This is a genomic window from Paenibacillus sp. SAFN-054 (assembly GCF_051966755.1).
GTDB lineage: Bacteria > Bacillota > Bacilli > Paenibacillales > Paenibacillaceae > Paenibacillus_AQ.
On the sequence record NZ_JBQCKS010000001.1, the window covers coordinates 598,952 to 624,171 of the forward strand.

Consider the following 25,220-nt stretch of genomic DNA (forward strand, 5'->3'; position numbering starts at 1 on the left):
AAACGGCATAGATGGGGTGAGTGACTTGAGTACAGAATCATTGCGGATGATGGCGGTGGATTTTGGCGCGAGCAGCGGCAGAGCGGTTATCGGCAATTTTGACGGCGAGCGGTTGTCCATTCAGGAGGTTCATCGTTTCGATAACGAGCCGGTTCAGCTCGGAGAGAGGCTCCATTGGGATTTTCTTCGGTTATTTCACGAGCTGAAGCGGGGGATCATGAAGGCCAGGCAGCAGCTTGGTGCTTCCCCTGCCTCAATTGCCGTGGATACGTGGGGTGTGGATTACGGCCTGGTGGATCCGAAGGGGCGGCTGGTCGGCAATCCTTACCATTACCGTGACTTACGGTCTGAGCCTGCGATGCGTGAAGCCTTGAAGCTGATACCGGAAGCAAGCTTGTATGCCATAACGGGCGTGCAATCGTCCAGCATCAATACGGTATATCAATTATTCGCCGATGAGCAGCTGCGGCTGAACCAAAATGCGGATGATCTGCGGATGCTGCTCATGCCGGATTTGTTTCATTATTATTTGTCCGGAGACATGGCCAGCGAATACACGATCGCCAGCACAAGCGGTCTGCTGGATCCGGTCAAGCGGGAATGGAGCCTGCCGGTGATCGAGGCGCTCTCGATTCCTGCATCGCTGTTTAACCCGGTCATCATGCCGGGAACGCGTCTTGGTGCACTGCGGACGGATATCCGCGAAGAGCTGTCTGTGGACGCGATGCCAGTCATCGCAGCTTCAGGACATGATACGGCAGCTGCCGTCGCGTCCATTCCGGCGACATCCGGCCGATATGCCTTTATCAGCAGCGGCACTTGGTCGCTGATGGGCATCGAGCTTGACGAGCCGATTCTGACCGAGCGCAGCCGGGAGCTTCTCTTCAGCAATGAGGGAAGCGCCGAAGGAAAAACGCGCATGCTCAAAAATATTATGGGACTCTGGCTGCTGCAGGAGTGCCGGCGCAGCTGGGCGATGGAAGGAACGCAGCTGGGTTATTCGGAACTGACGGAAATGGCGGAGCATGCCCCGCGTAATGCAAGCTACGTGGATGCCGGAGATGCCGTGTTCCTGCCGCCCGGCAACATGCCGGAGCGCATCCGGGAATACTGCCGGGCAAGCGGCCAGGCGGTGCCACAGTCCCGTCCGGAAATCGTTCGCTGCATACTCGAAAGCCTTGCCTTTAAATACAGACAGACCTTGAGCGAAATTGAAGAGCTGACAGGGGAACGACTGGAGCATATTCATATGGTCGGCGGTGGCATACAGAACAGCCTGCTCTGCCAGTTGACCGCTAATGTCACGGGCCGTACCGTTATCGCGGGTCCCGTGGAGGCGACTTCGATCGGGAACTTGATGATGCAGGCGAAGGCGCATGGGGAAGTCAGCGATCAGGCTGACATTCGCGAAGTGGTCCGTCAATCCTTTCCCCCGGAAATTTATGTCCCTCAGGATGCGGACGAATGGGAAGAACGCTACCAGCGTTTTTACCGGCTGCTCGTGCTTCAGAAAACGAAAGGTTAACGCGGCTATGGTTCGGTTCATACCGCTGGCAATCACAGGATAGGAGAGTGCATGGGAGATGACTGAATTACTGGAACAAAAAGTACGTGAGGAATTGACGCTATATGCCCGCAGAACGGTAGCCAAAGGGCTTGTTGTCGGACCGGGAGGCAATATCAGCGCCAAAGCAGGCGATATTATGCTGCTGTCTCCAAGCGGTTTCGCGCTGGAGGATATCGAACCGCATCAATGGATCCGGGTGGAGATCGAATCCGGCAAGGTGCTCGATAACGAAGTCCGTCCATCCTCCGAAGTGCTGATGCACTTATACGCTTACCGCGAAAATCCTGACATCCAGGCGATCGTGCATACGCATCCGGCTTATTGCATTGCTCTGACACTTGTCGCTCAGGAACTTCCGATGCTGTTCCCGGATCAGGCTGCGCTCGTTGGCGAAGTGACCTTCGTCCCGTACGTGCTGCCAACGACGGATTTGCTCGCAGATGCGGTCGCTGCCAAAGTCGGACAATTCAATTCAATTTTGCTCGAAAACCACGGGCTGGTGACCACAGGCAAAAACCTGCGTGAAGCTTATTACCGTACCGAGGTTGTGGAAGAAAGCGCTAAAATCTATCTTGCCGCAAAGGCCGTTGGGACTCCCAAAGCCCTGACTGACGCAGAATATAAAGAGATTCAATCGCTCGAGAGCGAAGCGTACCGGGTACAGCTTTTACAGAAGCTGCAATAAAATAAATTATTCATAGCTGAATACTTGACATTAAACCTTGTTATCCTGTAATGTATGGAAAAACAAACCTTCGGGTTTGCCATACATCATGAAAAGCGGACCAAGAATGCCAGAGCTGCATTGCCCTTGCGAGCTGTCGGATGAAAGAATCTGCGGATTCGGACCTTTCGGCCGGGAGAAGCCCGTTATGCTGCATGATATGCTGCTCTGCACGAGTTGATCCATTCGTCCTTGCTGCGAGAATAACAGGGTGATACCACAAGCACATTCATCCCTATAGGGAGGATGTGCTTTTTTAATATAAATGCATAATGTTACATAAATAGTAATAATGTTTGCTAGATTTTTTGAAGTGTAGTGAACGAATGGTAATAACATTTCCACAAATGTTCGTGATTTAGTCTATTATTAGCATTTTATTTTAAATGAAACGCCGATTTCATCTTGATAATCTTTAAAATAAGAAAGAACTGCGTGAATTTTGTATTGTATATTATACAGTGCGATGCTAAAATGCTAACAAGCTTGGCTGCTATTCTTACAGATTCATATAGAGAGTAAGCGGATGTTGATTTGACGAAGGGGTGGTGGACATGAAGAAAAAGACGTTTAGCAAGCTGCTGATCAGCTTATTTGCTGTGGCGGTGCTGGCGACCGGATGCTCTAGCGGGGGAAGCGAAAGCAAGCCAGAGAAAAAAACGGTAGAAGGCGTACCTGACAAAATTGCCAAGGACGATCAAGTGAAAATCATGGTCGTACGCAAGATCGGCGGCGATGACCACACGGCACAGTTTTTGGCTGGTGCGAAGCAGGAGGGAACATCGATGGGATTTACCGTGGATACCTTCTCGGCTAACGGGGATACGGCCAAGTTCCATGATGCGATCTCGCAGGCTCTCGAAAAAGACTACGACGGATTTATTATCTCTCATGGCGATGATGCGGCAACCGTGGAGGACGTGAAGAAAATTACGGCGAAAGGCATTCCTGTCGTCGCATTTGATTCCAATCCCGACCTGAAAAACGTGGACGGCGTTACGCTGACTTCCCAGGATGACGAGAACTTGGCGAAGCTGGCTTTGACGCAAATGAATGAAGAACTGAAAGGCCAGGGCAATATCATCTATTTGTGGGTGGACGGTTTCCCGCCGATGGTGAGACGTATGGCCGTTTACAAGGATTTCCTGGCAGCAAATTCCGGGATTAAGGAAGTTGAACGCTTCGGAATCGCGTCGGGGGATGTTTCCGTACAAACGCAAAACGCCGTTTCGGCGATGCTTACCAAACATAAAAAAGGTGAAATCAGCGCGATCTTCGCTACCTGGGATGCTTTTGCCATCGGCGCTGCGCGCGCAGTCAAAGAAGCTGGGCGAGACGAGATCAAAATTTACGGCATCGACGTTTCCAATGCCGACCTGCAGATGATACAGGAAGACAAGAGTCCGTGGGTGTCCACCGCAGCGGTGGATCCGAAGGTGATCGGACAGGTTGACGTTCGCATGCTCGCGAAGAAAATCGCCGGCGAAGACGTTCCGCAAACCTATGACCTTGCTGCCACACTCATTACGCAGGACAAACTGAAGAGCGCTGCGGAAAGCATCAACATGGTTAATCTTGCAGCGGTGCTGCCAGGCTGGGGAGTCAGCGACGCATTTGAAGAGGCTTGGATGACAAAATTGAAGGAAGCTTACGCCAAATAACTCTAGTGTATTGTAACGGGGCTGTTCAGCGGCCGCAGGTCAAGGGAAGTGCTGCATGACAGCACTTCCCATCCTTGCGATGAAATCCTTTTTGGAAGGTGACGGGATGGGTGAAGGCAAGCCAATAACATTGCAAATGAAGGGTATTTCAATTGAATTTCCCGGCGTGAAGGCGCTGGATCAGGTGGATTTTATGACGACGACGGGCCGTTCTCACGCGCTGATTGGCGCAAACGGTGCGGGCAAGTCGACGCTAATGAAGGTGCTCTCCGGTGCATACGGCCACTATACGGGCCAAATCTACATCGATGAGGAGCCTGTACATATTCGGAACCCGAAAGACGCTAAGGATTTGGGCATCCAAATCGTGTATCAGGAAGTAGATACCGCTCTTGTGCCTTATTTGACGGTTGGAGAGAACATCATGCTGGATCATACCGTAAACGACATGGGGAAAAGGCAGATCGTTTCTTGGCGAGGCATTCATGCACGCTCGAAGGAGATCCTCGACAAAATGAACGTGGCCGTTTCATCTAGAAAGCTGGTCAGCGAGCTGACGCTGGCAGAAAAACAAATGGTTCTGATCGCCAGAGCCATCTCCAAGACGTGCCGCTTTCTCATACTCGACGAACCGACGGCGCCCCTGAGCCATACGGAAACGGAAGAATTGTTTCGGATCGTCCGGAACCTTAAACAAGACAACGTCGGCGTGATTTTCATTTCGCATCGTCTGCCGGAGCTGTTCGAGATTTGCGACGATATTACCGTCATGAGGGACGGGGAGCTTGTCGTCCGCAACAGCATCCGGGATGTGACGCAGAATCAAGTCGTTGAATATATGCTGGGACGGAAGCTGGGGGAGCAGTTCCCGAGGCTGGACGTCGAGAAAGGCGAAAAGGTGTTTGAAACGATCCATTTCGGCGATGGGGAAAAGCTTCATGACATCCATATCCATGCCAAAAAGGGTGAAGTCGTCGGCATCGCCGGACTTGTCGGGGCGGGGAAGACGGAGTTATGCAAGGCGCTGTTCGGAATGGGCAAAGCTCCTACGGGAGAAGTCATCCTGCATGGGAAGAAGCTGCGTTTGCGAAGTCCGCATGAAGCGGTCAAGCAGGGTCTGGCCCTCGTTCCGGAAGAGCGGCGCAAGGAAGGCATCTTGGTCAGCGAATCAGTCGCTACGAATATAACTGCGGTCAACCTGGTGAAATTTTGCCGAATGAATCTGTTTTTGGATTTTCGCAAAGAAAAGGAAGCGGCCCGCGAGCTGATTCAGAGCCTTGACATCAAAACGCCGGGGGAACAGGCCAAGGTCCAGAACCTTTCCGGAGGCAACCAACAGAAGGTCGCGATCGGAAAATGGCTCATCACGGACGCCGAGGTGTATATCTTTGATGAACCGACCAAAGGCGTAGACGTCGGAGCGAAAAAAGATATCTTCGAGCTGATCTTACAGCTTGCGAAGCGCGGCAAATGCGTCATTTATGCATCCTGCGAGCTGTCCGAAATGATCGGGATCACCGATCGGATGTACGTGCTATATGACGGTAAGATCGCCAAAGAGCTGGAGACAAGCCGGACGAGCGAAGAAGAAATATTGTTTTATTCCACGGGAGGAAGGTAAGCATGCATACAACCAAAACGATCCGGACTTCAAAAGCTCCCAAGTCATTCGGCTTTTTCGATTTCTTATATAAATACGGCACCCTGATCACCATCGGACTGCTCATCGCCGTCTTCGGGCTGATGTCCGACAGCTTTCTATCGCCGTCGAATATCATCAACATTTTGCGTTCCATTTCCATTGTGACGATCATCGCGATCGGGATTACCATTTCGTTGTCCGTCGGCGGATTCGACCTCTCGGTCGGCTCGGTCGCTTCTTTGGCCAATGCCCTTGTCATTTCCATGTTCGTATGGCATGGTCAAGGCGTATGGATGAGCATTATTTTAACGATTCTCATCTGCTTGTCTGCAGGGATCATCAATTCCTTTATGATCGTCAAGCTGAAAATACAGGATATGCTGCTTACGCTGGCCATGATGTTCGTTTTCCAGGGCATTGCGCAGACCTATACCAAGGGGGCGACTTTGTCCCAAAACATGATTATGCCGGATGGCTCCTTCTCCACGGGAGTGATCAGTCCCATTTTCGCCAAAATCGGGCAAGTGCCATGGATCATTATCATCATGCTTGTCGTTGTCGTGCTCGTGCATGTGTTTCTGACATATACGAAGCATGGCCGATATATGTATGTGATCGGGGGCAACAGGGAGGCCGCGAAGCTGTCAGGCATCCCCGTGAATAAGTATCGCGTTACGGCATATCTGTTATCCGCCGCGTTCGCGGCCATCGGGGGAATTATGCTCGGTGCCCGCGTCATGACGGCGGAGGTGAATTCAGGCGCTCCATATCTGATGGATTCGGTTGCCGCAGCCTATATCGGTTTTGCCGTGCTCGGGGCAGGTAAACCCAATGCCATCGGCACGTTTGTGGGCGCTGTTCTGATCGGGATTTTGCAGAACGGACTGGTAATGCTCAGCGTTCCTTATTATGCGATGGATATCGTTAAGGGCATGGTGCTGGCCTTTGCTCTTGCGATCACGTATTACAAATCCAAATAACCGGGAGGCGTTTTGACGATGCACCAGTTTGAACGGTATTTCACGATGAATGAGAACGATGCTATGGATTATGCCGCAACCCAGTTGGATATTTTTGAGCAAGGTGCCTCATTGACCTGCAAGGAAATCGGAGACGGCAATCTGAACTACGTGTTCCGGATTGCGGACGCCGCAAGCGGGAAATCGGTCATCATCAAACAGGCTGGCCCGGTCGCCCGCATCTCCGCCGATATCGAGGTATCCACGGACCGAAACCGGATTGAAAGCGAAATCCTGAAGCTGCAGCATGAGCTTGCTCCGGGGCTTGTACCGCAATTTTTCCATTATGATCCCGTGATGAACTGCTGCGTCATGGAAGACTTGTCGGATCACGACATCATGAGAAAAGCACTGCTGGAACACAGGCAATTTCCGTTGTTCGCAGACCATATTTCCACGTTCATGGTGAATACGCTGCTGCTCACCTCCGATGTGGTGATGAATCACAAAGACAAGAAGGATCGGGTCAAAAGCTTCATTAATCCCGATCTGTGCGAAATTTCGGAGGACTTGGTCTATACCGAGCCTTTCTATGACTGTCCCCGGAACGATATATTCGAGCCGACACGTGATTTTGCCAAAGCATTCCTATGGGAAGATGAAGCGCTGCTGCTTGAGACGGCCAAGCTGAAGTTTGAGTTTATGAACCATGCGCAGTCGCTGCTGCACGGGGATCTGCATTCGGGCTCCATATTCGTGAAAGAGGACTCAACCAAAATTATCGACCCGGAGTTCGCCTTCTATGGCCCTGCGGGTTATGATATAGGCAACGTGATTGCGCACCTGATTTTTGCATACGTCAATGCGGACTATGAGTTGAAGGACCCCAAAGCGAGGGAAGCGCAGAAGGAATGGCTGCTTTCCTGTGTGGAGGACGTCATTGATCTGTATCGCGGGAAATTTCTGGACTTGTTCCGGGAGAAGGCTGCAGACCGCTCGGCATGTATTCCCGGCTTTGACCAATATTATCTGAATCAGATGATTCAGGACGCATCGGCCGTGACGGGACTGGAGCTGATTCGCAGAATCGTGGGGCTAGCCCATGTGAAGGACATTACCGGGATTGCCGATGCAGATGCGAGGGCCCTGGCGGAGAAGCTGTGCCTGCGGATGGGCAAGGCTTTCATCATGGACCGCGCGGGCATGGTAACGGGCGAGGACTTTGTCCGGGTCGTGACCCTTTACTCGGCTGCAGCCGAATCCAGGTAGATCCATAACCCCATAGACAATCACAGGATGAAACAGCTAAACCTACTGAAGGAGTGGGACGGAAAATGGATAATAAAGCGTTCAAGATGATTCAGTCTGTCCTGTTGGATGATGCCCATGATACGCTGATCCTGCTGGATCAAACCTTGCTGCCGAATGAGAAGGTATTTTTGCACTTAAAGGAAATGAAGGATATCTGGGACGCCATCTATCAGCTGAAGGTTCGCGGGGCTCCGGCGATCGGAATCACGGCGGCATACGGCCTTTACCTTGGAACCAAAGCTTCCAAGGCGGCAGCGTTCGAGGAACTGCATGAGGATTTTATGAAGGTGAAGGCATATCTTGCTTCATCCAGGCCTACGGCTGTCAATCTGTTCTGGGCGCTGAACCGCATGGAAAACCGCCTGCTTCAAGAAGCAGAGAAATCCGTTACCGAAATCAAAGACGCCCTGCTGCAGGAGGCCGAACGGATTCGCGAAGAAGACGAGCAGGTCTGCGAGAGCATCGGCAAACATGCGCTGTCCCTGCTGAAAGAAAACTGGGGCATTCTTACCCACTGCAATGCCGGAACGATTGCCACGGCCAAGTATGGAACGGCACTGGCACCGATTTACCTGGGTCAAGAGCAGGGATACAACTTTAAGGTATATGCCGACGAAACCCGTCCGCTGCTGCAGGGAGCCCGCTTAACGGCATGGGAGCTGCAGGAGGCCGGCGTCGACGTGACATTGATTTGCGATAACATGTCTTCCATCGTCATGAAGGAAGGCAAGATCCAGGCCGTTCTGGTCGGCTGCGACCGCGTTGCGGCGAACGGCGATACCGCCAACAAGATCGGTACCTCGGGGGTTGCCATTCTGGCAAAACACTACGGCATTCCTTTCTATGTATGCTCGCCACTATCCACGATTGATCTGGCATGCAAGTCGGGGGACGATATTCATATCGAGCTGCGTCCGGACGAAGAGGTGACGAGCCAATGGTACGCGAAGCCGATGGCACCGAAGGACGTTCAGGTGTACAATCCTGCCTTTGACGTGACGGACCATTCCCTGATTACGGCCATCGTAACGGAGAACGGCATTGCATATGCACCGTTTGAGGAAAGCCTGCCGAAAATGTTCCAGCTCTAGAGTGTCCGATATACAAGGCCTTATCATCAGAATCGTGGAAGCAGGCGGCTCAAGGGTTCAATCTTGGGCGGCCTGCTTTGTTGTTATTCAATGAAGTTTTGGCCGCGAGTCCGCTTGACACGCTTCCGGCTAATCCTGTAATGTATGGACAACAACATCAGGCTTGGCGCCTGGATAATATCGAAAAAAGCTGTGACCAAGACCAACCGTTCATTGCACAACGCGATGCAATAGAGAAGGAACCCTTAGGCTGAAAGGTTTCGCATTGCGGCATGAGCTTCCTACCTTGCGAGCTGCCGGGGAACGACTCTGAAAGCCGTTCCTTACCGGCCGGGTCTTTCCCGTTATTGTATGATGAGAACGGCGTTTCCCTGCAAGCCAGCGGAGGAGCCGTTGAATATGGGTGGTACCACGAACACATTCGTCCCTGAGCCGGGTTGAATGTGTTTTTTTGTACCCCAAATAACTTATAGGAGATGAACGGTATGAGACAACAACAGATGCTGATTCCTACGCTGAGAGAAGCCCCTTCGGAAGCCGAGGCCAAGAGTCACAGACTGATGCTGCGGGGAGGCTACATCCGGCAGCTGGCTGCCGGAATGTATACGTATATGCCGCTTGGCAACCGGGTTCTGCACAAGCTGCAGCAGTTGATTAGGCAAGAAATGAACGACGCCGGGTTTGATGAGCTGTTGATGCCGGCGATGCAGCCTGCCGAGCTGTGGGAACAGTCGGGCAGATATTCGGAATATGGTCCCGAACTGATTCGGCTCAAGGACAGACATGACCGCGAATTCGTGCTCGGACCGACCCATGAGGAGGTGATTACCGCGTTCGTGGCGGCAGAAGTGGATTCCTATCGGAAGCTTCCGCTTCGCTTGTACCAAATTCAAACCAAATTCCGGGATGAGCGCCGTCCCCGCTTTGGACTCCTACGCGGACGGGAATTCCTGATGAAAGATGCCTACTCATTCGATACAGATTGGCAGGCGCTCGACGTCTCTTATCAGAGCATGCTGAGAGCATATCACCGGATCTTCGAACGATGCGGCCTTGAGTTCACCGCCGTTGAAGCCGAAGCCGGCTCGATTGGCGGGGAAGGGGAGACGATCGAATTCATGGCACTCGCGGATATCGGCGAGGATACGATTGTTACCTGTCCTTCCTGTCATTACGCCGCGAATCTGGAGAAGGCGGTTTTCGGGCAACCGGAGTCCACATCGCCAGCGGAAACGGGAATTCCCGCCATGGAGGAGATGTATACACCCGATATCCGTACCATTGAAGAGTTAAGCGGCTTTCTCAAAATTGCACCGCAGCATGTTCTGAAGACGATGATATATTGGGTGGATGCCAAGCCGATTGCCGTTGTCGTGCGCGGCGATCATGAGGTGAACGAGTTTAAGCTTAAGAATGCACTCGGCGCTTCGCAAGTCGAATTGGCTGATCTGGAATCTGTTGAGAAATGGACCGGAGCGCCGCACGGATTCGCGGGCCCGGCAGGTCTAAGGATTCCGGTATACGTCGATTTGGATGCAGCCGCAGTTCCCGATGGCGTTGCGGGAGCGAACCGCAAGGATTATCATTTGCGCCACGTGAGCATCGGCCGCGACTTCGAGCCTGCGCAAATCGGAGATTTCCGGAACGCGGCCGAAGGAGACCGCTGCAGGCACTGCGGAGAGAGTCTGGCGTTTAGCAGCGGCATTGAGGTTGGCCATGTGTTCAAGCTCGGAACCAAATACAGCCAGTCGCTGGGCGCAACCTTTACCAATGCGGAAGGAAGAGAAGAGCTGATGATCATGGGCTGTTACGGCATCGGGGTATCGCGGCTCATGTCGGCTGTAGCAGAGCAGCACTGCACAAATACCGGCATCGTCTGGCCGCTCTCGCTTGCACCGTTTCAGGTTCATATCATACCCGTATCGGTCAAGGATGAGACACAGGTCAGCTTGGCGGAAGAACTTTACAACAAACTGAAGGCTGCAGGTATTGCGGTGCTTATAGATAACCGTGATGAGCGCCCGGGCGTGAAATTCAAGGATGCGGATCTGATCGGAGCGCCGCTGCGAATCGTCGTAGGCAAAGCGGCTGCAGCAGGCGAAATCGAATGGTCCGATTTGCGCGGCGGTCAAGCTAAGGAGCAAATCCGCTCCGAAACAGCGATCGATCATGTGCTCGCTATTTGTTCCTCTCTATCCGGGTAGATTATAATGAAGAGATACGCAGTATAACAGGTCATACGGGAGGAATTACATCATGATAATCAGACCGGCTTTACGCAAGGATGCACAACAGGCAGCAAGACTGCTGTACGATGCCCTGCATGACGTGGCCCATCAGCTGACGGGAGAAGAAAGCGAGGCGGATGCGGTCCGAGTGCTTGAGCAGTATTTTGATAGTGAACAGGGACGTCTTTCTTACCATCAGGCCATTGTAATGGAAGTGGAAGGAGAGGTAGCCGGCGTCATCGTCGTTTATGGCGGGGACGAAATCGGAGCATTGGACCGTCCTATATTAGAACGGCTGCGGTCCATGAAGAATGACCCGGGCCTTACTTTGGACAAAGAATCGGATGAGGACGAGTTTTATATCGACACGTTATCGGTATCCCCCAAATTCTCCGGTCAAGGCATCGGCACGAAGCTGATTCAAGCAGCCGAAAAGCGGGCGAAAGATCGCGGTTACCCTAAAAGCGCAATGGCCGTCGTAACTGACAATACGCGGGCCTATTCCCTTTATCAACATCTCGGATATGAAGTTGATAAGGAAATCATGATTAATGGCCACGTCTATTACCATATGATTAAGCATGTATAGAATAAAAGACGACGATCGACATTAAACGAAAGTAAAAACCCGGTCTTCTCAACGAGGCTCGATGCTAACCATGCATCGGGCTCCGCTGATCCACAGATCCGGGTTATTTCTTTGCTTGCCACTCCTCGCTTGTCACCCCAAATAAGATGTGATCTTCCCACAAGCCGTTAATCCGCAAATAACGCTTGGCGATACCCTCTTCACGGAAACCTGATTTTTCCAGAACCTTCCTGGAGGCTGAATTCCGCGGCATGACACCGGCCTGAATGCGGTGAAGTCCGAGTACGTCGAAGGCATATTGAACGCTGAGACGAACGGCGTCCGTCATATAACCCTTGCCCTGCTGATTCTCCGCGATAAAATATCCGAGATTGGCGTTTTGAAACGCTCCCCGGGCAATGCCTGTTAATGCAACTCTGCCCACCAGCTCGCCAGTGTCACCGAGGAATATTCCGAACAACCTGGCGGAAGCATTGTCCTTGTCGCCGATCCCTGTCATGATATCCTGAATCTGGCCTTCCAATGTGAAATACGCCGGATCGCGTATGGGCTCAAAGGGCTGCAAATAATCGTGGTTTTGGAGTCTGAGCTCGAGTAAGGCTTGTGCATGTTCCGTATGTAACAGCTGTAAATATAAACTTTCATCCGGGTTTGTAAGCATGAAAATCTCCTTTCGTATTCCTGAAAATAGGTCGGAGTAAAATTGTATGCTTTTGCCGTGCGTTTAGCAATCTTGTCATCCTGGAATTTATGAACTTCCATTCCACCATTTGGGCATCTACCTTGCGTGGTCTTTTTGATAGGATAGAGGAAGTGAGTCAAGAATTTATCGATCTCTATTCTTTTATTCTATTATAAAAAGCGAGGCATTTCCCGTTGAAGAAACTTGATAAAGCTTTGGCCGTGTGTATGGCATCCCTCCTCTTGTTTGGCTCGTTCAAGAGCGGCGTTTCCGCTGCCGCATCCGCTCCCTCGCTGCCGTTTGACGATATCCGCAGCAGCTTCGCCAAGGACGAAATCGTCGAGCTTGTGAAGGAAGGCGTGGTGGAAGGCACAGGATACCGGACATTCGAGCCGAAGAAGAACGTCACGCGCGCCGAATTCGTGGCGATGACCGACCGTTTGTTCAAGCTGGAACCCGTTAATGCGAATATGGCTTCCTTCCATGACGTTGCGGCAAAAAGCTGGTACTACAGTTGGGTAGAAGCTGCCGTGCAGCTGGAAATCGTCGATGGCAAGAGCAAGACCGAATTTATGCCCACGGCAAAGATTACGCGGCAGGAAGCAGCCGTCCTGATCGTCCGTGCGATGAAAGTCGATCCGGGGAACCGTACGGCGAATGATCTGCCGTATGCTGATGCGAATCAGGTTGCATCATGGGCCGCTCCTTATGTACTGGCTGCGCGAAGCCTGGGGCTGATGGACGGAGCAGGCGGTAAATTCCGCCCCAAAGACGCGATGAGCCGTGAGGAGACGGCTGCCGTACTCGACCGGGTGCTGAAGGATAAGGTATGGTCTAAAGCGATTCATCAACCCACCAATCTTCGCCTCCAGCTTGGCTGGCAAAATGGATTAACGACGTCGCAATTTCAGGAGAAGATCAAGAACTCGAACGTCAACACCTTGATCCCGCGCTGGTTTTTCCTCGAGAGCGCTCAAGTGCCGGTTTCAAATTATGCAGATTCCGGCCTGATCGCCTGGGCCAAGCAGAATAACAAAAAAATATGGGCGATGCTCGGGAATCATTCCGATTCGGCTCTAACGCATCAAATCCTCTCGGATACGAGCAAACGCAAAACCGTGATCCAAAAGCTCACCAGCTACGTCAAAGCCTACGGGTTGTCAGGGATCAACGTGGATTTTGAAAATGTAAGCCCGGAGGACCGCTTGCCGCTCACCGCTTTTATCTCCGAGCTGGGGACAAGCCTGCGCGGTGCGGGAGCCGTGTTGTCCATCGACGTGTCGCCTGATCTGGGTACGGATTGGACCGAGGCTTTCGACTATGAAGCGCTCGGGCGTTATGCCGATTATGTTATCTTAATGGGCTACGATGAACACTGGGATGGAGACCCGGTGGCCGGTTCGGTGTCCTCCTTCCCGTGGGTTGAATCGGCATTAAATCGAATGCTATCCGTGGTACCGGCTTCCAAAACGATTCTGGCGCTCCCGTATTATACGCGGGATTGGACCTTGAAATCCGGCGGAGCCGTCTCCGAAGAGCTGTCTTTGATTCAGCAGGGTCAGCGTATGCGATCCGTGTATTATAACCGGGAATGGGATGAACAGCTCGGGCAGTATGTCGTAAGCTACATCCGTCAGGGTTACGAGCACCGGATCTGGGTGGAGGACGGACGTTCCCTGGGGCTGAAAACGATGATGGCCGTGAAACGCGGCGTTGCAGGTTTTGCATACTGGTATATCGGCGCAGAAACGGAAGACCTATGGACAAGCTTATCGAACGCGACCCGTTATGCGTCGTATTAAGCGTGATTCGAAAGCTTATATAAATGGAAGTGATGATCAATCCGATCCGAGAGGGTCGGATTTTAATATACTTATATGTTATAAATTTGTTGAATTAATCGTTCTAATAAAATAGAATAAAGATAATAATGGAAAATTAAGGTGTTTGGAGGACGTCGGATGCAGCTTCTGGATATGTCGTTTAAGGGAAATTCCTTTCAGGTCGAAGGGCAAAGCTCATTGCTGTTTGAAAGCGCGCTTGGCATCGCCGCTATGACTCACAAGAAGCTTCATGATGCGCTGGACAAGCCGGATGCCTATTGGAAGCAGCTTTGGGAGAACGTTTCGGGCTCATTAAGACGGGAGCTGATTTACTGCGAAGAGCATCAAACCTGGAAGATGCTGCTGCAGCTGCTGCATATGCAGGCGTTTGCTTCGGTGGCTGCGCTAGAATCCTATGTGGAGCGTCTTGAAAATGAGGATTTTAAATTTATCGTCCTTCCTTATCTCGGCCGTACGCTGCAGCCGACGCGAAGACTTGCGGCAGAAGGAGACGCAGATGCTGCTGCGAAACTGATCGCGGCTTGCGCCTCCCATGAATTTTTTCCTGAAATGATACGAACGGTTAGCCAATCCGAAGCTGAAGGCTTAAAGAGGCATCTCCTATCATTGCTTAAGCTATGGGATGTAGAGGTAGCGGCCGCCGAAGCGGAAACGAAATCCGCCATTTTGAAGAGGGACCTTGCCAGGATAGAAACATGGACAAAGACCTGTTCACCGGAGGAAGTTGTCCTGCGCGCGGCTGGAGTTGAATACCAAGCGGAAGCTGGCGTCAGCCGGGTCCTATTGATTCCGCATGTCATTTACCGTCCGTGGACGATCGAGGCCAACATGGAGGGCGTGCAAATTTTTTACTATCCCGTCAGCAATGAAAGCCTTTCGGCGGACAATGATCCGTATCAGCCACCCGGCCGGCTCGTGCAATTGTACAAGGCTCTTGGAGATGAAAAAAGACTTCGTGCGTTAAAACTGATTGCTGAGAAGGAACGCTCCCTGAAGGAACTTACCGATCTTCTGGGCTTGGGTAAAACGACGGTGCATCATCACCTGGCTATTTTGAGAGGAGCGGGACTGGTTCGGGTCAAAGAGGGCAGCTACTCCTGGAACACCCATTCCTTGAATCATCAGGATTGTGATCTCCGCTCATTTTTGGGTCTGGAGCCGACAGACTCATGATTCCCATGAACCGAAGCGGGAGGAGTGAGAGCCGGACCTGGAATACGAGTCTAAGATGGCTATGCGCAGACCAGATGCGCGGGGTTCTTGCAGGTACGGCGGGAACGTTCGTTTTATCCTGGATGCTGTACGAGCTGACCGGCTCCAAAGCGGCGATGGGCGGGTTATGGCTGCTCAGCTTATCCGGACAATGGCTTGTGCAGTGGATTGTCGGCCCTTTTATAGACCGGTGGAAAAGGATTACAGTGATGAAAGTTTCCGAAATGGTCAGGGGAACTGCCTATTTATTCGTATTTCTGATGTGGATCACGGGTAATAAAGAAGCATATGTTTTAATGCTAGGATCCTTTCTGAGCTCCGTGCAAATCTATGATGCCGCAGCGGGAGCACTTCTGCCCAAGCTGGCACCGGCCGATCGGTTGGTCCGGGTGAACGCTGCCATATCGGGCTCCGTACAGCTGATCAGAGTACTGGCAATGCCGGCAGCAGGCCTGCTGACGAGCGTGCTTGCGACGGAGATCCTACTGCTGATGTTGTCGCTGTTATTTTGCGGCGTATGGATTACAAGCGCTTTCATACAGGAGGCACCGCAAGCCTCATTGGAGAAAAGAAGCTGGAAAGCGAGCTTTCACAATGGGATACAAGTGTATCAGGCAAACCCCGTATTGTACGGACTCGCGCTGCTGGTTTCGGTAACAAGCTTCGGTGTGTTTGCCACCCAATCGATGAATATCCCTTATGTGTCGGATGTGCTGGACGGGGGTCCGATCGATTTCGGATTGTTTTCAGCGTCTTTTCCACTGGGTTACGTGCTTGGATCTATCATCATCGGACGGCTGCGCGAACCGGGTCCTTACCTGTATGTCGTGATGAGCGGGGCTCTGTTTGCCGGTGGCGTAACATATCTTTTGCTTGGCGCTGTAACCCAGTTGACGGCTGCGCTCCTCATTGAGATGGCTGCAGGTATGATGATGCCGTTCTGGAATGTTTACAGCAGCACTTTATACTATCGAATCGTGCCCGAGACGGTACTTGGACAAGTCCTATCCGTTCGATCGCTCCTAACCAAAGCTATTACTCCCTTGGGAGTGATGTACGGAACGTATTGCGCTTCCGCCTATGGGTTGCCGCAGCTGTTTCAGTCGGTGGGAATCCTCATCTGCATCATCTCTGGGGCGGGCATGCTGGTTGCCGGAAGGTCAGCATCTAAACGGCAGGACGACGCATGGACTGCAGGGGAATGAACTTCTTTCTACTGTATACAAGCTATCCGTATAAAATGATACAGAGTAGCCTTGCTTCTTCTTAATTTTCATCTGGGAATAGGTGGGGAAGTACTCTCCTTGTCTTTAGTCCGAACATTGTAAAAAACATATACGGGTGCTAAACTGGGCCCATATCGTTTTGTGACATAAATAAGCAATATGCCACACATGAAGGCGTTTCTTGATGGTATGTAAAGTGTAAATCTCTGAGAATAAGGTGTTTCAATGAAACAAGGATATAGAGACAGAATAGCGCAAGGAGGATGAATATGAACGTTGCAAAGAAAGGAGCCGCGCTTATTCGTGAGGTTCATCAGACGCATGTTCCGTATGGAACTTTGGCGATCTGGTTCCTCGGACAGGAAAGCGTGATTGTTAAAGGGGATGGGGTTACGGTCTATATTGATCCATATGTATCCGATTTTCTGGACAGGAACGGACCGGTTCGCTCCTATCCTGCTCCAATTTCTCCCGAGGACATTACTGGAGCGGACGTGTGCCTGATTACACACGAGCATGACGATCATATGGATGAAGGTACACTTACAGTATTCAACACTCAGAACAGCAACGCTTTAATAATGGCACCTGCATGTTGTCGTCAAGAGCTGCTTCGCATGGGTTTTGATCGTGCCTCCTTGCGGACAGCAGATATCGCTGAACCGATGGAGGTGTTCTCCAAGTTGCACCTCACGGTCATCCCTGCCGCTCATGAGGAATTGGAGCAGGATGATAGGGGGCATTACCGTAGTGTAGGGTATGTATTGCGCCTAAATGGGGTCACCCTATACCATGCTGGAGACACGGTGATATATCCAGGTTTGAAGGAACGTCTCATGGAAATCTCACCCGATATTGCGATGCTGCCGATCAATGGTGGAGATTATTTTCGCAGGGAGCAAGGCATCGTAGGCAATATGAGCTACAGGGAAGCAGCTGAATTGGCCGTCCAAATTGGGGCTGAAACCGTCATTCCGCTACATTATGATGTTTTTGCGGGGAACAGCGAGAAACCCGGTTATTTTGTCGATTATTTATATGAACGGTATCCTGAACAGAAATGTCATGTCATGGCACGCGGAGAACGCTTTGTGTACGTGGCTTCGAGAACTTTTTTAAAAGAAGATAACTGAAGCAAAGGTGGACGGGGAGAGTTGGGAACGAAGTTCCTATTATTTGGATGGGCTTATTCATATAACGGAGTGGCAGAAACGAAGGATGGCGGGCTCAGCTGGACCGTGCTACAATGAATTGTTCGAAGTAATAGCACGGGAGAGGAAGCATCATGAGAAAAACCGCACCTATACCAACCGCCATACCGTTAACGATCGGCATTATCGCCGTTTCGTTTTCATCGATATTCGTCAAGTGGTCTTCGGCTCCGGCATCCATCCAGGGCATGTACCGGCTGTTGTTTACCGCCTTGCTGATGCTGCCGTTCATCAAACCGCATCTCGCGGAACTGAAATCGCTGCCTCTCAAGAAAGCAGGCATGCTGTTTGCTTCCGGATTTTTTCTGGCGCTGCATTTTCTGCTGTGGATGGGATCGCTGAAGCTGACGACCGTATCAAGCTCGACGATTATTCTCTCGCTGGAGCCCGTATTTATCGTCATTGGTGCCTTTTTCATCTATAAGGAGCGGACATCCTCCTTCGCCATGTTCGGCATGGGCGTGGCCATGATCGGAGCGGTCCTGATCGGGTGGGGCGATATCGGTGTGTCACGCGAGAATCTGATCGGCGATCTGCTGTCGGTGTTCGGTACGCTGGCGGTTTCCGTCCATATGCTGCTCGGTCAAAAAATGGTGACCCAGGTGTCTTCTTTCATATACAGCTTTGTCGTATTCTTGTCTGCTACCGTCGTGTTCGCCTTGTATAACCTGATTGGCGGTATTTCCTTTACGTCCTATCCGGGAAAGGATTGGGGCATGTTTGTGCTTCTGGCCGTGGTGCCGACGGTATTCGGACATCTGCTCTTCAATTGGCTGCTTCAGTATGTATCGGCTTCCACGATCTCCATGAGTATTTTGGGAGAGCCGGTAGGGGCGAGCCTGCTCGCTTTTCTGCTGCTGCATGAACAGATGACATGGTTTCAGATCGCCGGCGGCGTTCTTGCGATTTCCGGCTTGATCGCCTTTTTGAACGCGAATCGGATCCGATGGAAACCGCGAAGACGGAAGACCAACGAGCAGCCATTGAAGTCTGTCTCGTAATGCAGTAAGCCTGTGTGCAGGGCACCCTTAGGGGTGCCTTTTTTGTGCTGGTGACGTATGTATCCACGCAGAAAAGCATTTTATCGGCGAAGATTTAATAGTAATAATTACGAATAACTTGCCAACTCGAAAAATCTGTGTTTTAATTTTAAACGTAATGATTACGAATAAAACTTATGTAAGTCGTTTAAAAGGGCTTGGGGGCATACAAGGAAAAAATTTTAAGTATTTTTAAATCGTAATAATTACTATTAGGGAAGGAGATACATATGATTCTATGTTCCATGAAAGATATTGTATTCGGATTCGAACAAGAGCCTGTCATCCGGAACGTTTCCTTGGATGTCCATGCAGGCGAATTCATCGCCGTCAGCGGTCCCAACGGGGCCGCCAAAACGACGCTCCTGAAGCTGCTGCTCGGTCTCGTTCAGCCATGGCAAGGCAGCATTCACTATTCGCCGGAGATCCGCCAAAGCTCTGTCGCCTATGTCCCTCAGCAGGTGTCAGCTTTTAATCCCGGATTTCCCAGCAAAGTCATTGAGCTGGTGAAATCGGGCTGTTATCCCGAGCTGGGTCTATTCCGCCGATTTCGGAAGGAGCAGCACGTTCTGGTGGAGGAAGCGCTGAAGGAAATTGGCCTATGGGATCTGCGGCACCGTAAGGTCGGCGAGCTTTCCGGAGGCCAGAAGCAGCGGGCATGCATCGCAAGGGCCATGGTGCAGCAGCCGGATCTGCTCGTGCTGGATGAACCGGTGACAGGCATGGATGCCGCCAGCAGAAGACGGTTTTATCAATGGATGCAAAGGGTGGTCAGGAAGCAGGGCAAAACGGTGATCATGGTGACCCACGATCTGGAGGAAGCGAGCGATTATTTGGACAGAGTGATTGATTTGAAAGGGAAGGAGGTGAATGGCGATGCTTCAATATGAATTTATGCAGCGAGCCTTCCTGGCGGGAGGACTTATCGCTTTAATCGCTCCAATCTTAGGTGTGTTCCTGGTATTGCGCAGGCAGTCCTTGATGTCCGATACCCTTTCGCATGTATCCATGGCTGGAGTTGCCCTTGGGAGTGTGCTCCATGCAAGTCCGGTGTTATTCGGGTTTGCGTTTGCCGTTGCGGGCGGCTTAACAATCGAGCAGCTCCGGCGGACCTATAAAACATACAGCGAGGTCCCGGTCGCCATTATCATGACCTCGGGCCTGGCATTAGCCATGGTGCTGATGAGTCTCAAAACCAGCCTGAACAAAAGTCTCAGCTCCTATTTGTTCGGCTCGATCGTTGCGGTCAGCAGTTTCCAGCTCTTCGCCATCGCAGGGATCACCGTGCTTGGACTATTGTTCTTCATCATCCTCCGGAGGCCGCTCTACAGCTTGACGTTCGAGGAAGACACCGCCGCTGTCAGCGGGGTACCGGTCAGGCTGCTGTCGTTTGCATTCGCGGTGATGACGGGCGTGATCGTGGCGGCCGCCATGCCGATTGTCGGTGTACTGCTCGTCTCCTCGATGATCGTGCTGCCATCGGCGTTCGCGCTTCGCTTGGCAAGCGGATTTGCTTCGGCTTCGACCATTGCCGTGATAACCGGCCTGGCCGGCGTTTGCGGCGGCTTGACCGCTTCATATTATACCGACACCCCTCCGGGAGGCGCCATTGCGCTAATTTTGCTCGCGATTCTTCTGACAGGAGTCTGCACTCAGCGAATCGCGAAGCAAGGAATCAAGCGGCGAGGCCGCAAAATCAAAACCGATGTTCAGCTGACCCGGCAAACGATGAATGAAGGAGGATTCAAGTCTTGAAAAAAAGGAGTAAGCAAATGATGAAAAAGTGGGTTCCAATGGTATCCGCATGTACTATCGCCGCTCTTGCCGTTTCGCTCGCTGGCTGCGGTCCTGGACAAGAAGAAGGCACTGAAGCCTACGCGCCTGGGGGAACAGCTCCGGCACAAAACAGGCTGCAGATCGAGGCAAGCTTTTATCCGATGTACGAATTCGCAAGCCGGGTGGCCGGCGATCTGGCGGACGTACATCTGCTGATTCCGGCCGGCGTGGAGCCGCATGATTGGGAGCCGACACCGAAAGACATCGCATACATACAGCAGGCGGACATGCTGGTGTACAATGGTGCGGGCATGGAAGGCTGGGTTGAGCAGGTTCTTGCCGGCGTGGATCGTCAAAACCTCAGCGTCGTTGAAGCAAGCAAAGGCTTAGAGCTGATGGAAAGAAGCGAAGATGACGAAGAACAGGAAGCGGGGCATGAGCCTCATAACGAATCGGAAGGGCATGAAGAGGCGCATTCCCATGAACATGATCATGAACATGTTCATGGCGAACTAGATCCGCATGTATGGCTGTCGCCCGAGCTGGCCATCCTGGAAGTCCGCCGAATTGAGAAGGCTCTGAGCGAGAATGCGCCATTATATCAAGAGGCATTCGCCAAGAATGCGGATGCTTATGTCGCTGAACTGAAGCAGCTGGATGCGGACTTCCGCCATGCACTCGGGAATGCAAAGCGAAAGGATTTTATTACGCAGCACGCCGCATTCGGATATTTGGCCAAATCCTACGGGTTGACGCAAATTCCCATTGCCGGGCTGTCCCCTGAACAGGAACCGTCCGCAGCCGCCATGTCGGAAGTCATTGATTTCGCGAAAGAGCATCAGGTCCAAACGATTTTTTTCGAGACGCTCGTATCCTCGCAAGTAGCTGACACGATTGCAAGCGAGCTTGGCGCAGCTACGGCCGTACTCAATCCGCTGGAAGGGCTCTCCGAAGAAGATCAGGCGAACCATCTCGATTACATCGCGGTGATGCGTTTGAATTTGGAAGCGTTGAAGAAAGCGCTAAATGAATAAGAAGCGAGGGGCGATATGTCCTTAACCATTTTCAGGGTGATTTGCGACTTGAAATGATTTCTTTCTCTCAAATGTTGCTATTATTCTTCCATTCCTTCACACTGAAGATAATGGTTTGAAGAAATGACATCTGGGAGGATCGAAATGGCGAAACAAAAAGTAGCGAAAAGGCCGACTCGGGATGAGTTTGTGCTGGAAGAGATGGGGAATCAATTGAGCGAAGCCTTTTATGAGGAATCCGAGATCGTGCTGACTGTCTGGGGCCGGGAAGAAACCGTGCGGGGGCGGATTGATCGGATGGATTCACGGACAGGCAAAGTGCATATCATTCAGGACGGAATCATCACCAAAGTCCCTTTCATGGATATTATGTCGGTTAATTATCCTCGCGACTAAATAACATAAACGGTTCAACGTGTTTTTCATACTGCCAGCTTTTGGGCTGACGTGTCATGAGCTTTCCATATTCCGGACAAACTAAGAGAAAACGGCTATGGAGGATTATGACATGAAGGCAGTGACGTACCAAGGACGCAAGAAGATTGAAGTGAAGGACACGCGGGATCCGGGACTTGAGAAGAAGGATGATATTCTGGTCAGGGTGACCACGACCGCGATTTGCGGTTCAGACCTGCATATTTATCATGGGCTCATTCCAGGCATGTACGACAATTACGTCATCGGTCATGAACCGATGGGTATCGTGGAAGAGGTGGGCCCGGACGTGACGCGCGTCAAAAAAGGAGACCGGGTCATCATCCCATTCAATGTTTCTTGCGGGCAGTGTTTTTTCTGTCAAAATCATATGGAGAGCCAGTGTGACAACACAAACGACGCGCGGGATACAGGGGGATATTTTGGATATTCCGATACGTATGGAGGTTATATGGGCGGGCAAGCGGAGCTGATGCGCGTTCCTTACGGTAATTTCGTCCCTTTTGCCGTGCCCCGGGAAGCCGAGCTGGAAGATGAACAGATTCTTTTCCTGTCCGACATCATGCCGACTGCGTTGTGGGGAGTGGATAACGGAGGCGTTAAAAAAGGGGATACCGTGATTGTGCTGGGATGCGGACCGGTGGGGCTGCTCGCGCAAAAGTTCGCCTGGAAAAAAGGGGCGAAGCGGGTTATCGCAGTCGACAACGTGGACTACAGGCTGGATCATGCTTGGAAGCACAACCATGTGGAGACGTATAATTTCGAAACGGTAAAGGATCTGGATCAGTACTTGCTGGAGCTGACGAAAGGCGGAGCTGATGTGGTGATCGACTGCGTCGGGCTGGATGCCAAACGCACGCCGATCGAGAAGATCGAGACCAGCCTTAAGCTTCAAGGCGGCTCGCTTGGCGCATTCGACATGGCCGCGAACATGGTCCGCAAGTTCGGCACGATTTCGGTCGTCGGTGTCTACGGTTTGACGTATAACATGTTTCCCTTCGGACATCTGTTTGAACGGAACATTACGCTGAAAATGGGGCAAGCCCCCGTAATCCATTACATGCCGGAGCTGTTCAAATCGATTCAAGCCGGAGAGATCGACGCGACCGACATCATTACCCATCGCCTGCCGCTCTCGAAAGCGGAGCATGCGTACAAGATATTTGATGAGAAACAGGAAAATTGCATTAAAGTGGTTTTGAAACCATAACGCGTATTTGTTCAAACGGATGTTCCCGAGGAAGCGGGACATCCGTTTTTTCGTTTATTCGTGTTTTAGCCATAACATAGATCATAGATTTTTTAACTTTTTTGAAGAGATTATTCCATATTCGTGCTCCGGGCGTCCCGGTACAATGAAGCTACAATGATGTAAACGCTTCCCACGCAGATCAAATCAGCAGAAACGGGGGACTAATGTGAATGCTTTGTTAAGTCTCGAAGGAATCGAAAAGAGCTTTCCCGGCGTGCATGCCCTAAAGCAGTGCAAGCTGGAGCTGCGGCCGGGCGAAGTACATGCACTGGTCGGCGAGAACGGAGCCGGCAAATCGACGTTGATGAAGATTGCTACCGGCGTATATACGAAGGATGCCGGCCGCATTGTGTACAAGGGCGAAGACATCGAACTCCCGAATACGCGTGCGGCAACAAATCTCGGAATCAGTATGATTCATCAGGAACTGAATCTGCTTCCGCATTTGACGATCGCCCAGAATATTTATCTCGGCCGGGAACCGAAGAAGCTTGGCTGCCTGGTTGATGACCAAGAGATGAATCTTCGGGTCAGCAGGCAGTTCGAGCAGATGAACCTGAAGCTGGATCCGAGGATGCTCGTTTCGCAGCTGAGCGTGGCCAAGCAGCAGATGGTGGAAATCGCGAAGGCGCTTTCCTTTCAATCGGAAGTTCTGATCATGGATGAACCGACGGCGGCGTTAACGGAAACCGAGATTCAGGATTTGTTCCGGATCATCGCCCAATTGAAGCAGCAGGGAGTCGGCATAATCTATATTTCGCACCGGATGGAAGAACTGAAGCAAATATCCGACCGGATTACCGTGATGCGGGACGGAGCGTATGTCGATACGGTGGAAACCAAGCATATGGACGTCGATCATATCATCCGCATGATGGTTGGAAGAGAACTGTATGAGACGGAGTCGCTTGCGCCCGTCGGTCCCGATGCGGAAACGGTACTTGAGGTCAAAGGATTGTCCCGAGGAAGGGAGCTGAAGGATATCCATTTTCACTTGAAAAAGGGAGAAATCCTCGGCTTCGCCGGTTTGATGGGCGCGGGCCGGACGGAAGTGGCAAGGGCGATTTTCGGGGCGGATCCGGTAGATCAAGGCGAAATTTATATCCGCGGCGAGAAGGCCAAGATCAAAAGCCCGCACGATGCGGTGCGCCAGGGAATCGGCTACCTGTCCGAGGACCGCAAACGGTTCGGGGTACTGGTGGATATGGACGTTGCCAGCAATATCGCTATTGCTTCCTATAAGTCATACCGGAATCTGGCGGGCTGGATGAAGGAGGGGCCGATTAACCGGACGGCGGAGCATCTTGTCCAATCGCTGTCGATCAAGACGCCAAGCATCGGTCAGAAGGTGAAATTCCTGTCCGGCGGCAACCAGCAGAAGGTCGTGATCGGCAAATGGCTGACGCGGGATTGCGACGTGCTGATCTTCGACGAACCGACAAGGGGCATTGATATCGGGGCCAAAAGCGAAATTTATAAGCTTCTTGAAAACCTTGCGGCTGCCGGAAAGTCGATCATCATGATCTCCTCCGAGCTGCCTGAAATTCTAAGGATGAGCCACCGGGTTATCGTCATGTGTGAAGGCCGGATCACGGGAGAGCTCAGCGCAGAGGAAGCGACGCAGGAAACGATCATGAAATACGCGACGATGCGGTCGCGGGTTATGTAGAACGAGGTATAGGGGGATTACGCATGAAAGGTCATTCAACACAGACAGCAGCCGCCGGGAAACATCT

Annotated in this window: 22 protein-coding genes; 21 read left to right on the forward strand and 1 reads right to left on the reverse strand. The window is 51.7% G+C overall.

All coding sequences use genetic code 11. The annotated features are described in order from the left end of the window. Positions 1-25: 25 nt before the first annotated feature. From ACTHPM_RS02950 to ACTHPM_RS02995, 10 genes are all read left to right on the forward strand, one after another. Positions 26-1,525 (forward strand): rhamnulokinase, encoded by a 1,500-nt coding sequence (locus ACTHPM_RS02950; RefSeq protein ID WP_440393686.1) that lies wholly within the window; start codon positions 26-28, stop codon positions 1,523-1,525. 58 nt (positions 1,526-1,583) lie between these two features. Next, a complete protein-coding gene (locus ACTHPM_RS02955) occupies positions 1,584-2,252 on the forward strand; it encodes a class II aldolase/adducin family protein (protein ID WP_440393687.1) in 669 nt (222 codons plus the stop codon). A gap of 88 nt (positions 2,253-2,340) precedes the next feature. Beyond that, positions 2,341-2,472 carry a hypothetical protein gene (locus tag ACTHPM_RS02960; protein WP_440421429.1) on the forward strand — a complete coding sequence of 44 codons (132 nt, stop codon included), beginning with the start codon at positions 2,341-2,343 and terminating at the stop codon, positions 2,470-2,472. A gap of 373 nt (positions 2,473-2,845) precedes the next feature. Further along, positions 2,846-3,952, forward strand: coding sequence for a sugar ABC transporter substrate-binding protein (locus tag ACTHPM_RS02965; protein ID WP_440393688.1), 1,107 nt, complete (start codon positions 2,846-2,848; stop codon positions 3,950-3,952). Positions 3,953-4,058: 106 nt separating this feature from the next. Further along, on the forward strand, positions 4,059-5,573 hold the full coding sequence (locus ACTHPM_RS02970) for a sugar ABC transporter ATP-binding protein (protein ID WP_440395332.1): 1,515 nt from the start codon (positions 4,059-4,061) through the stop codon (positions 5,571-5,573). 2 nt (positions 5,574-5,575) lie between these two features. Further along, entirely contained in the window at positions 5,576-6,574 is a 999-nt protein-coding gene (locus ACTHPM_RS02975; protein ID WP_440393689.1) for an ABC transporter permease, read from the forward strand. Positions 6,575-6,592: 18 nt separating this feature from the next. After that, positions 6,593-7,822, forward strand: coding sequence for an S-methyl-5-thioribose kinase (gene mtnK / locus ACTHPM_RS02980; RefSeq protein ID WP_440393690.1), 1,230 nt, complete (start codon positions 6,593-6,595; stop codon positions 7,820-7,822). A gap of 65 nt (positions 7,823-7,887) precedes the next feature. Then, positions 7,888-8,955, forward strand: coding sequence for an S-methyl-5-thioribose-1-phosphate isomerase (gene mtnA / locus ACTHPM_RS02985; protein ID WP_440393691.1), 1,068 nt, complete (start codon positions 7,888-7,890; stop codon positions 8,953-8,955). Between the two features lie 485 nt (positions 8,956-9,440). Then, positions 9,441-11,159 carry a proline--tRNA ligase gene (locus ACTHPM_RS02990; protein WP_440393692.1) on the forward strand — a complete coding sequence of 573 codons (1,719 nt, stop codon included), beginning with the start codon at positions 9,441-9,443 and terminating at the stop codon, positions 11,157-11,159. 52 nt (positions 11,160-11,211) lie between these two features. After that, positions 11,212-11,772 carry a GNAT family N-acetyltransferase gene (locus ACTHPM_RS02995; protein WP_440393693.1) on the forward strand — a complete coding sequence of 187 codons (561 nt, stop codon included), beginning with the start codon at positions 11,212-11,214 and terminating at the stop codon, positions 11,770-11,772. Between the two features lie 103 nt (positions 11,773-11,875). Here the strand turns inward: ACTHPM_RS02995 and ACTHPM_RS03000 are convergent, their stop codons facing one another. Beyond that, positions 11,876-12,433, reverse strand: coding sequence for a GNAT family N-acetyltransferase (locus tag ACTHPM_RS03000; RefSeq protein WP_440393694.1), 558 nt, complete (start codon positions 12,431-12,433; stop codon positions 11,876-11,878). Between the two features lie 215 nt (positions 12,434-12,648). Here ACTHPM_RS03000 and ACTHPM_RS03005 point away from each other — a divergent pair, with 215 nt between their 5' ends. From ACTHPM_RS03005 to ACTHPM_RS03055, 11 genes are all read left to right on the forward strand, one after another. Further along, entirely contained in the window at positions 12,649-14,256 is a 1,608-nt protein-coding gene (locus tag ACTHPM_RS03005) for an S-layer homology domain-containing protein (RefSeq protein WP_440393695.1), read from the forward strand. Between the two features lie 159 nt (positions 14,257-14,415). Further along, positions 14,416-15,471 (forward strand): ArsR/SmtB family transcription factor, encoded by a 1,056-nt coding sequence (locus ACTHPM_RS03010; protein ID WP_440393696.1) that lies wholly within the window; start codon positions 14,416-14,418, stop codon positions 15,469-15,471. Beyond that, positions 15,468-16,715 (forward strand): MFS transporter, encoded by a 1,248-nt coding sequence (locus ACTHPM_RS03015; protein WP_440393697.1) that lies wholly within the window; start codon positions 15,468-15,470, stop codon positions 16,713-16,715. Before ACTHPM_RS03010 ends, ACTHPM_RS03015 begins: the two co-directional genes overlap by 4 nt. 290 nt (positions 16,716-17,005) lie before the next feature. Further along, complete coding sequence (locus ACTHPM_RS03020; protein ID WP_440393698.1) at positions 17,006-17,869, forward strand: MBL fold metallo-hydrolase; 864 nt, start codon at positions 17,006-17,008, stop codon at positions 17,867-17,869. A 152-nt stretch (positions 17,870-18,021) separates the two neighbouring features. After that, positions 18,022-18,948, forward strand: coding sequence for a DMT family transporter (locus ACTHPM_RS03025; protein WP_440393699.1), 927 nt, complete (start codon positions 18,022-18,024; stop codon positions 18,946-18,948). Between the two features lie 284 nt (positions 18,949-19,232). After that, positions 19,233-19,877, forward strand: coding sequence for a metal ABC transporter ATP-binding protein (locus ACTHPM_RS03030; RefSeq protein WP_440393700.1), 645 nt, complete (start codon positions 19,233-19,235; stop codon positions 19,875-19,877). Continuing rightward, positions 19,858-20,742, forward strand: a complete 885-nt coding sequence (locus tag ACTHPM_RS03035) for a metal ABC transporter permease (RefSeq protein WP_440393701.1) — start codon at positions 19,858-19,860, stop codon at positions 20,740-20,742. The genes ACTHPM_RS03030 and ACTHPM_RS03035 overlap by 20 nt, the downstream gene beginning before the upstream one ends. Further along, positions 20,739-21,797 (forward strand): metal ABC transporter substrate-binding protein, encoded by a 1,059-nt coding sequence (locus ACTHPM_RS03040; RefSeq protein WP_440393702.1) that lies wholly within the window; start codon positions 20,739-20,741, stop codon positions 21,795-21,797. Before ACTHPM_RS03035 ends, ACTHPM_RS03040 begins: the two co-directional genes overlap by 4 nt. 144 nt (positions 21,798-21,941) lie before the next feature. After that, positions 21,942-22,193 carry a YolD-like family protein gene (locus ACTHPM_RS03045; protein WP_440393703.1) on the forward strand — a complete coding sequence of 84 codons (252 nt, stop codon included), beginning with the start codon at positions 21,942-21,944 and terminating at the stop codon, positions 22,191-22,193. A 112-nt stretch (positions 22,194-22,305) separates the two neighbouring features. Continuing rightward, positions 22,306-23,442, forward strand: coding sequence for a zinc-dependent alcohol dehydrogenase (locus ACTHPM_RS03050; RefSeq protein WP_440393704.1), 1,137 nt, complete (start codon positions 22,306-22,308; stop codon positions 23,440-23,442). Positions 23,443-23,650: 208 nt separating this feature from the next. Then, complete coding sequence (locus tag ACTHPM_RS03055) at positions 23,651-25,153, forward strand: sugar ABC transporter ATP-binding protein (protein WP_440393705.1); 1,503 nt, start codon at positions 23,651-23,653, stop codon at positions 25,151-25,153. Positions 25,154-25,220 lie beyond the last annotated feature (67 nt).

Bases quoted from the DNA above. Each gene is read 5' to 3' on its own strand.
- ACTHPM_RS02955 (WP_440393687.1), top strand. From the start codon at position 1,584: ATGACTGAATTACTGGAACAAAAAGTACGTGAGGAATTGACGCTATAT.
- ACTHPM_RS02960 (WP_440421429.1), top strand. From the start codon at position 2,341: ATGAAAAGCGGACCAAGAATGCCAGAGCTGCATTGCCCTTGCGAGCTG.
- ACTHPM_RS02965 (WP_440393688.1), top strand. From the start codon at position 2,846: ATGAAGAAAAAGACGTTTAGCAAGCTGCTGATCAGCTTATTTGCTGTG.
- ACTHPM_RS02970 (WP_440395332.1), top strand. From the start codon at position 4,059: ATGGGTGAAGGCAAGCCAATAACATTGCAAATGAAGGGTATTTCAATT.
- ACTHPM_RS02975 (WP_440393689.1), top strand. From the start codon at position 5,576: ATGCATACAACCAAAACGATCCGGACTTCAAAAGCTCCCAAGTCATTC.
- mtnK (WP_440393690.1), top strand. From the start codon at position 6,593: ATGCACCAGTTTGAACGGTATTTCACGATGAATGAGAACGATGCTATG.
- mtnA (WP_440393691.1), top strand. From the start codon at position 7,888: ATGGATAATAAAGCGTTCAAGATGATTCAGTCTGTCCTGTTGGATGAT.
- ACTHPM_RS02990 (WP_440393692.1), top strand. From the start codon at position 9,441: ATGAGACAACAACAGATGCTGATTCCTACGCTGAGAGAAGCCCCTTCG.
- ACTHPM_RS02995 (WP_440393693.1), top strand. From the start codon at position 11,212: ATGATAATCAGACCGGCTTTACGCAAGGATGCACAACAGGCAGCAAGA.
- ACTHPM_RS03000 (WP_440393694.1), bottom strand. From the start codon at position 12,433: ATGCTTACAAACCCGGATGAAAGTTTATATTTACAGCTGTTACATACG.
- ACTHPM_RS03010 (WP_440393696.1), top strand. From the start codon at position 14,416: ATGCAGCTTCTGGATATGTCGTTTAAGGGAAATTCCTTTCAGGTCGAA.
- ACTHPM_RS03015 (WP_440393697.1), top strand. From the start codon at position 15,468: ATGATTCCCATGAACCGAAGCGGGAGGAGTGAGAGCCGGACCTGGAAT.
- ACTHPM_RS03020 (WP_440393698.1), top strand. From the start codon at position 17,006: ATGAACGTTGCAAAGAAAGGAGCCGCGCTTATTCGTGAGGTTCATCAG.
- ACTHPM_RS03025 (WP_440393699.1), top strand. From the start codon at position 18,022: ATGAGAAAAACCGCACCTATACCAACCGCCATACCGTTAACGATCGGC.
- ACTHPM_RS03030 (WP_440393700.1), top strand. From the start codon at position 19,233: ATGAAAGATATTGTATTCGGATTCGAACAAGAGCCTGTCATCCGGAAC.
- ACTHPM_RS03035 (WP_440393701.1), top strand. From the start codon at position 19,858: ATGGCGATGCTTCAATATGAATTTATGCAGCGAGCCTTCCTGGCGGGA.
- ACTHPM_RS03045 (WP_440393703.1), top strand. From the start codon at position 21,942: ATGGCGAAACAAAAAGTAGCGAAAAGGCCGACTCGGGATGAGTTTGTG.
- ACTHPM_RS03050 (WP_440393704.1), top strand. From the start codon at position 22,306: ATGAAGGCAGTGACGTACCAAGGACGCAAGAAGATTGAAGTGAAGGAC.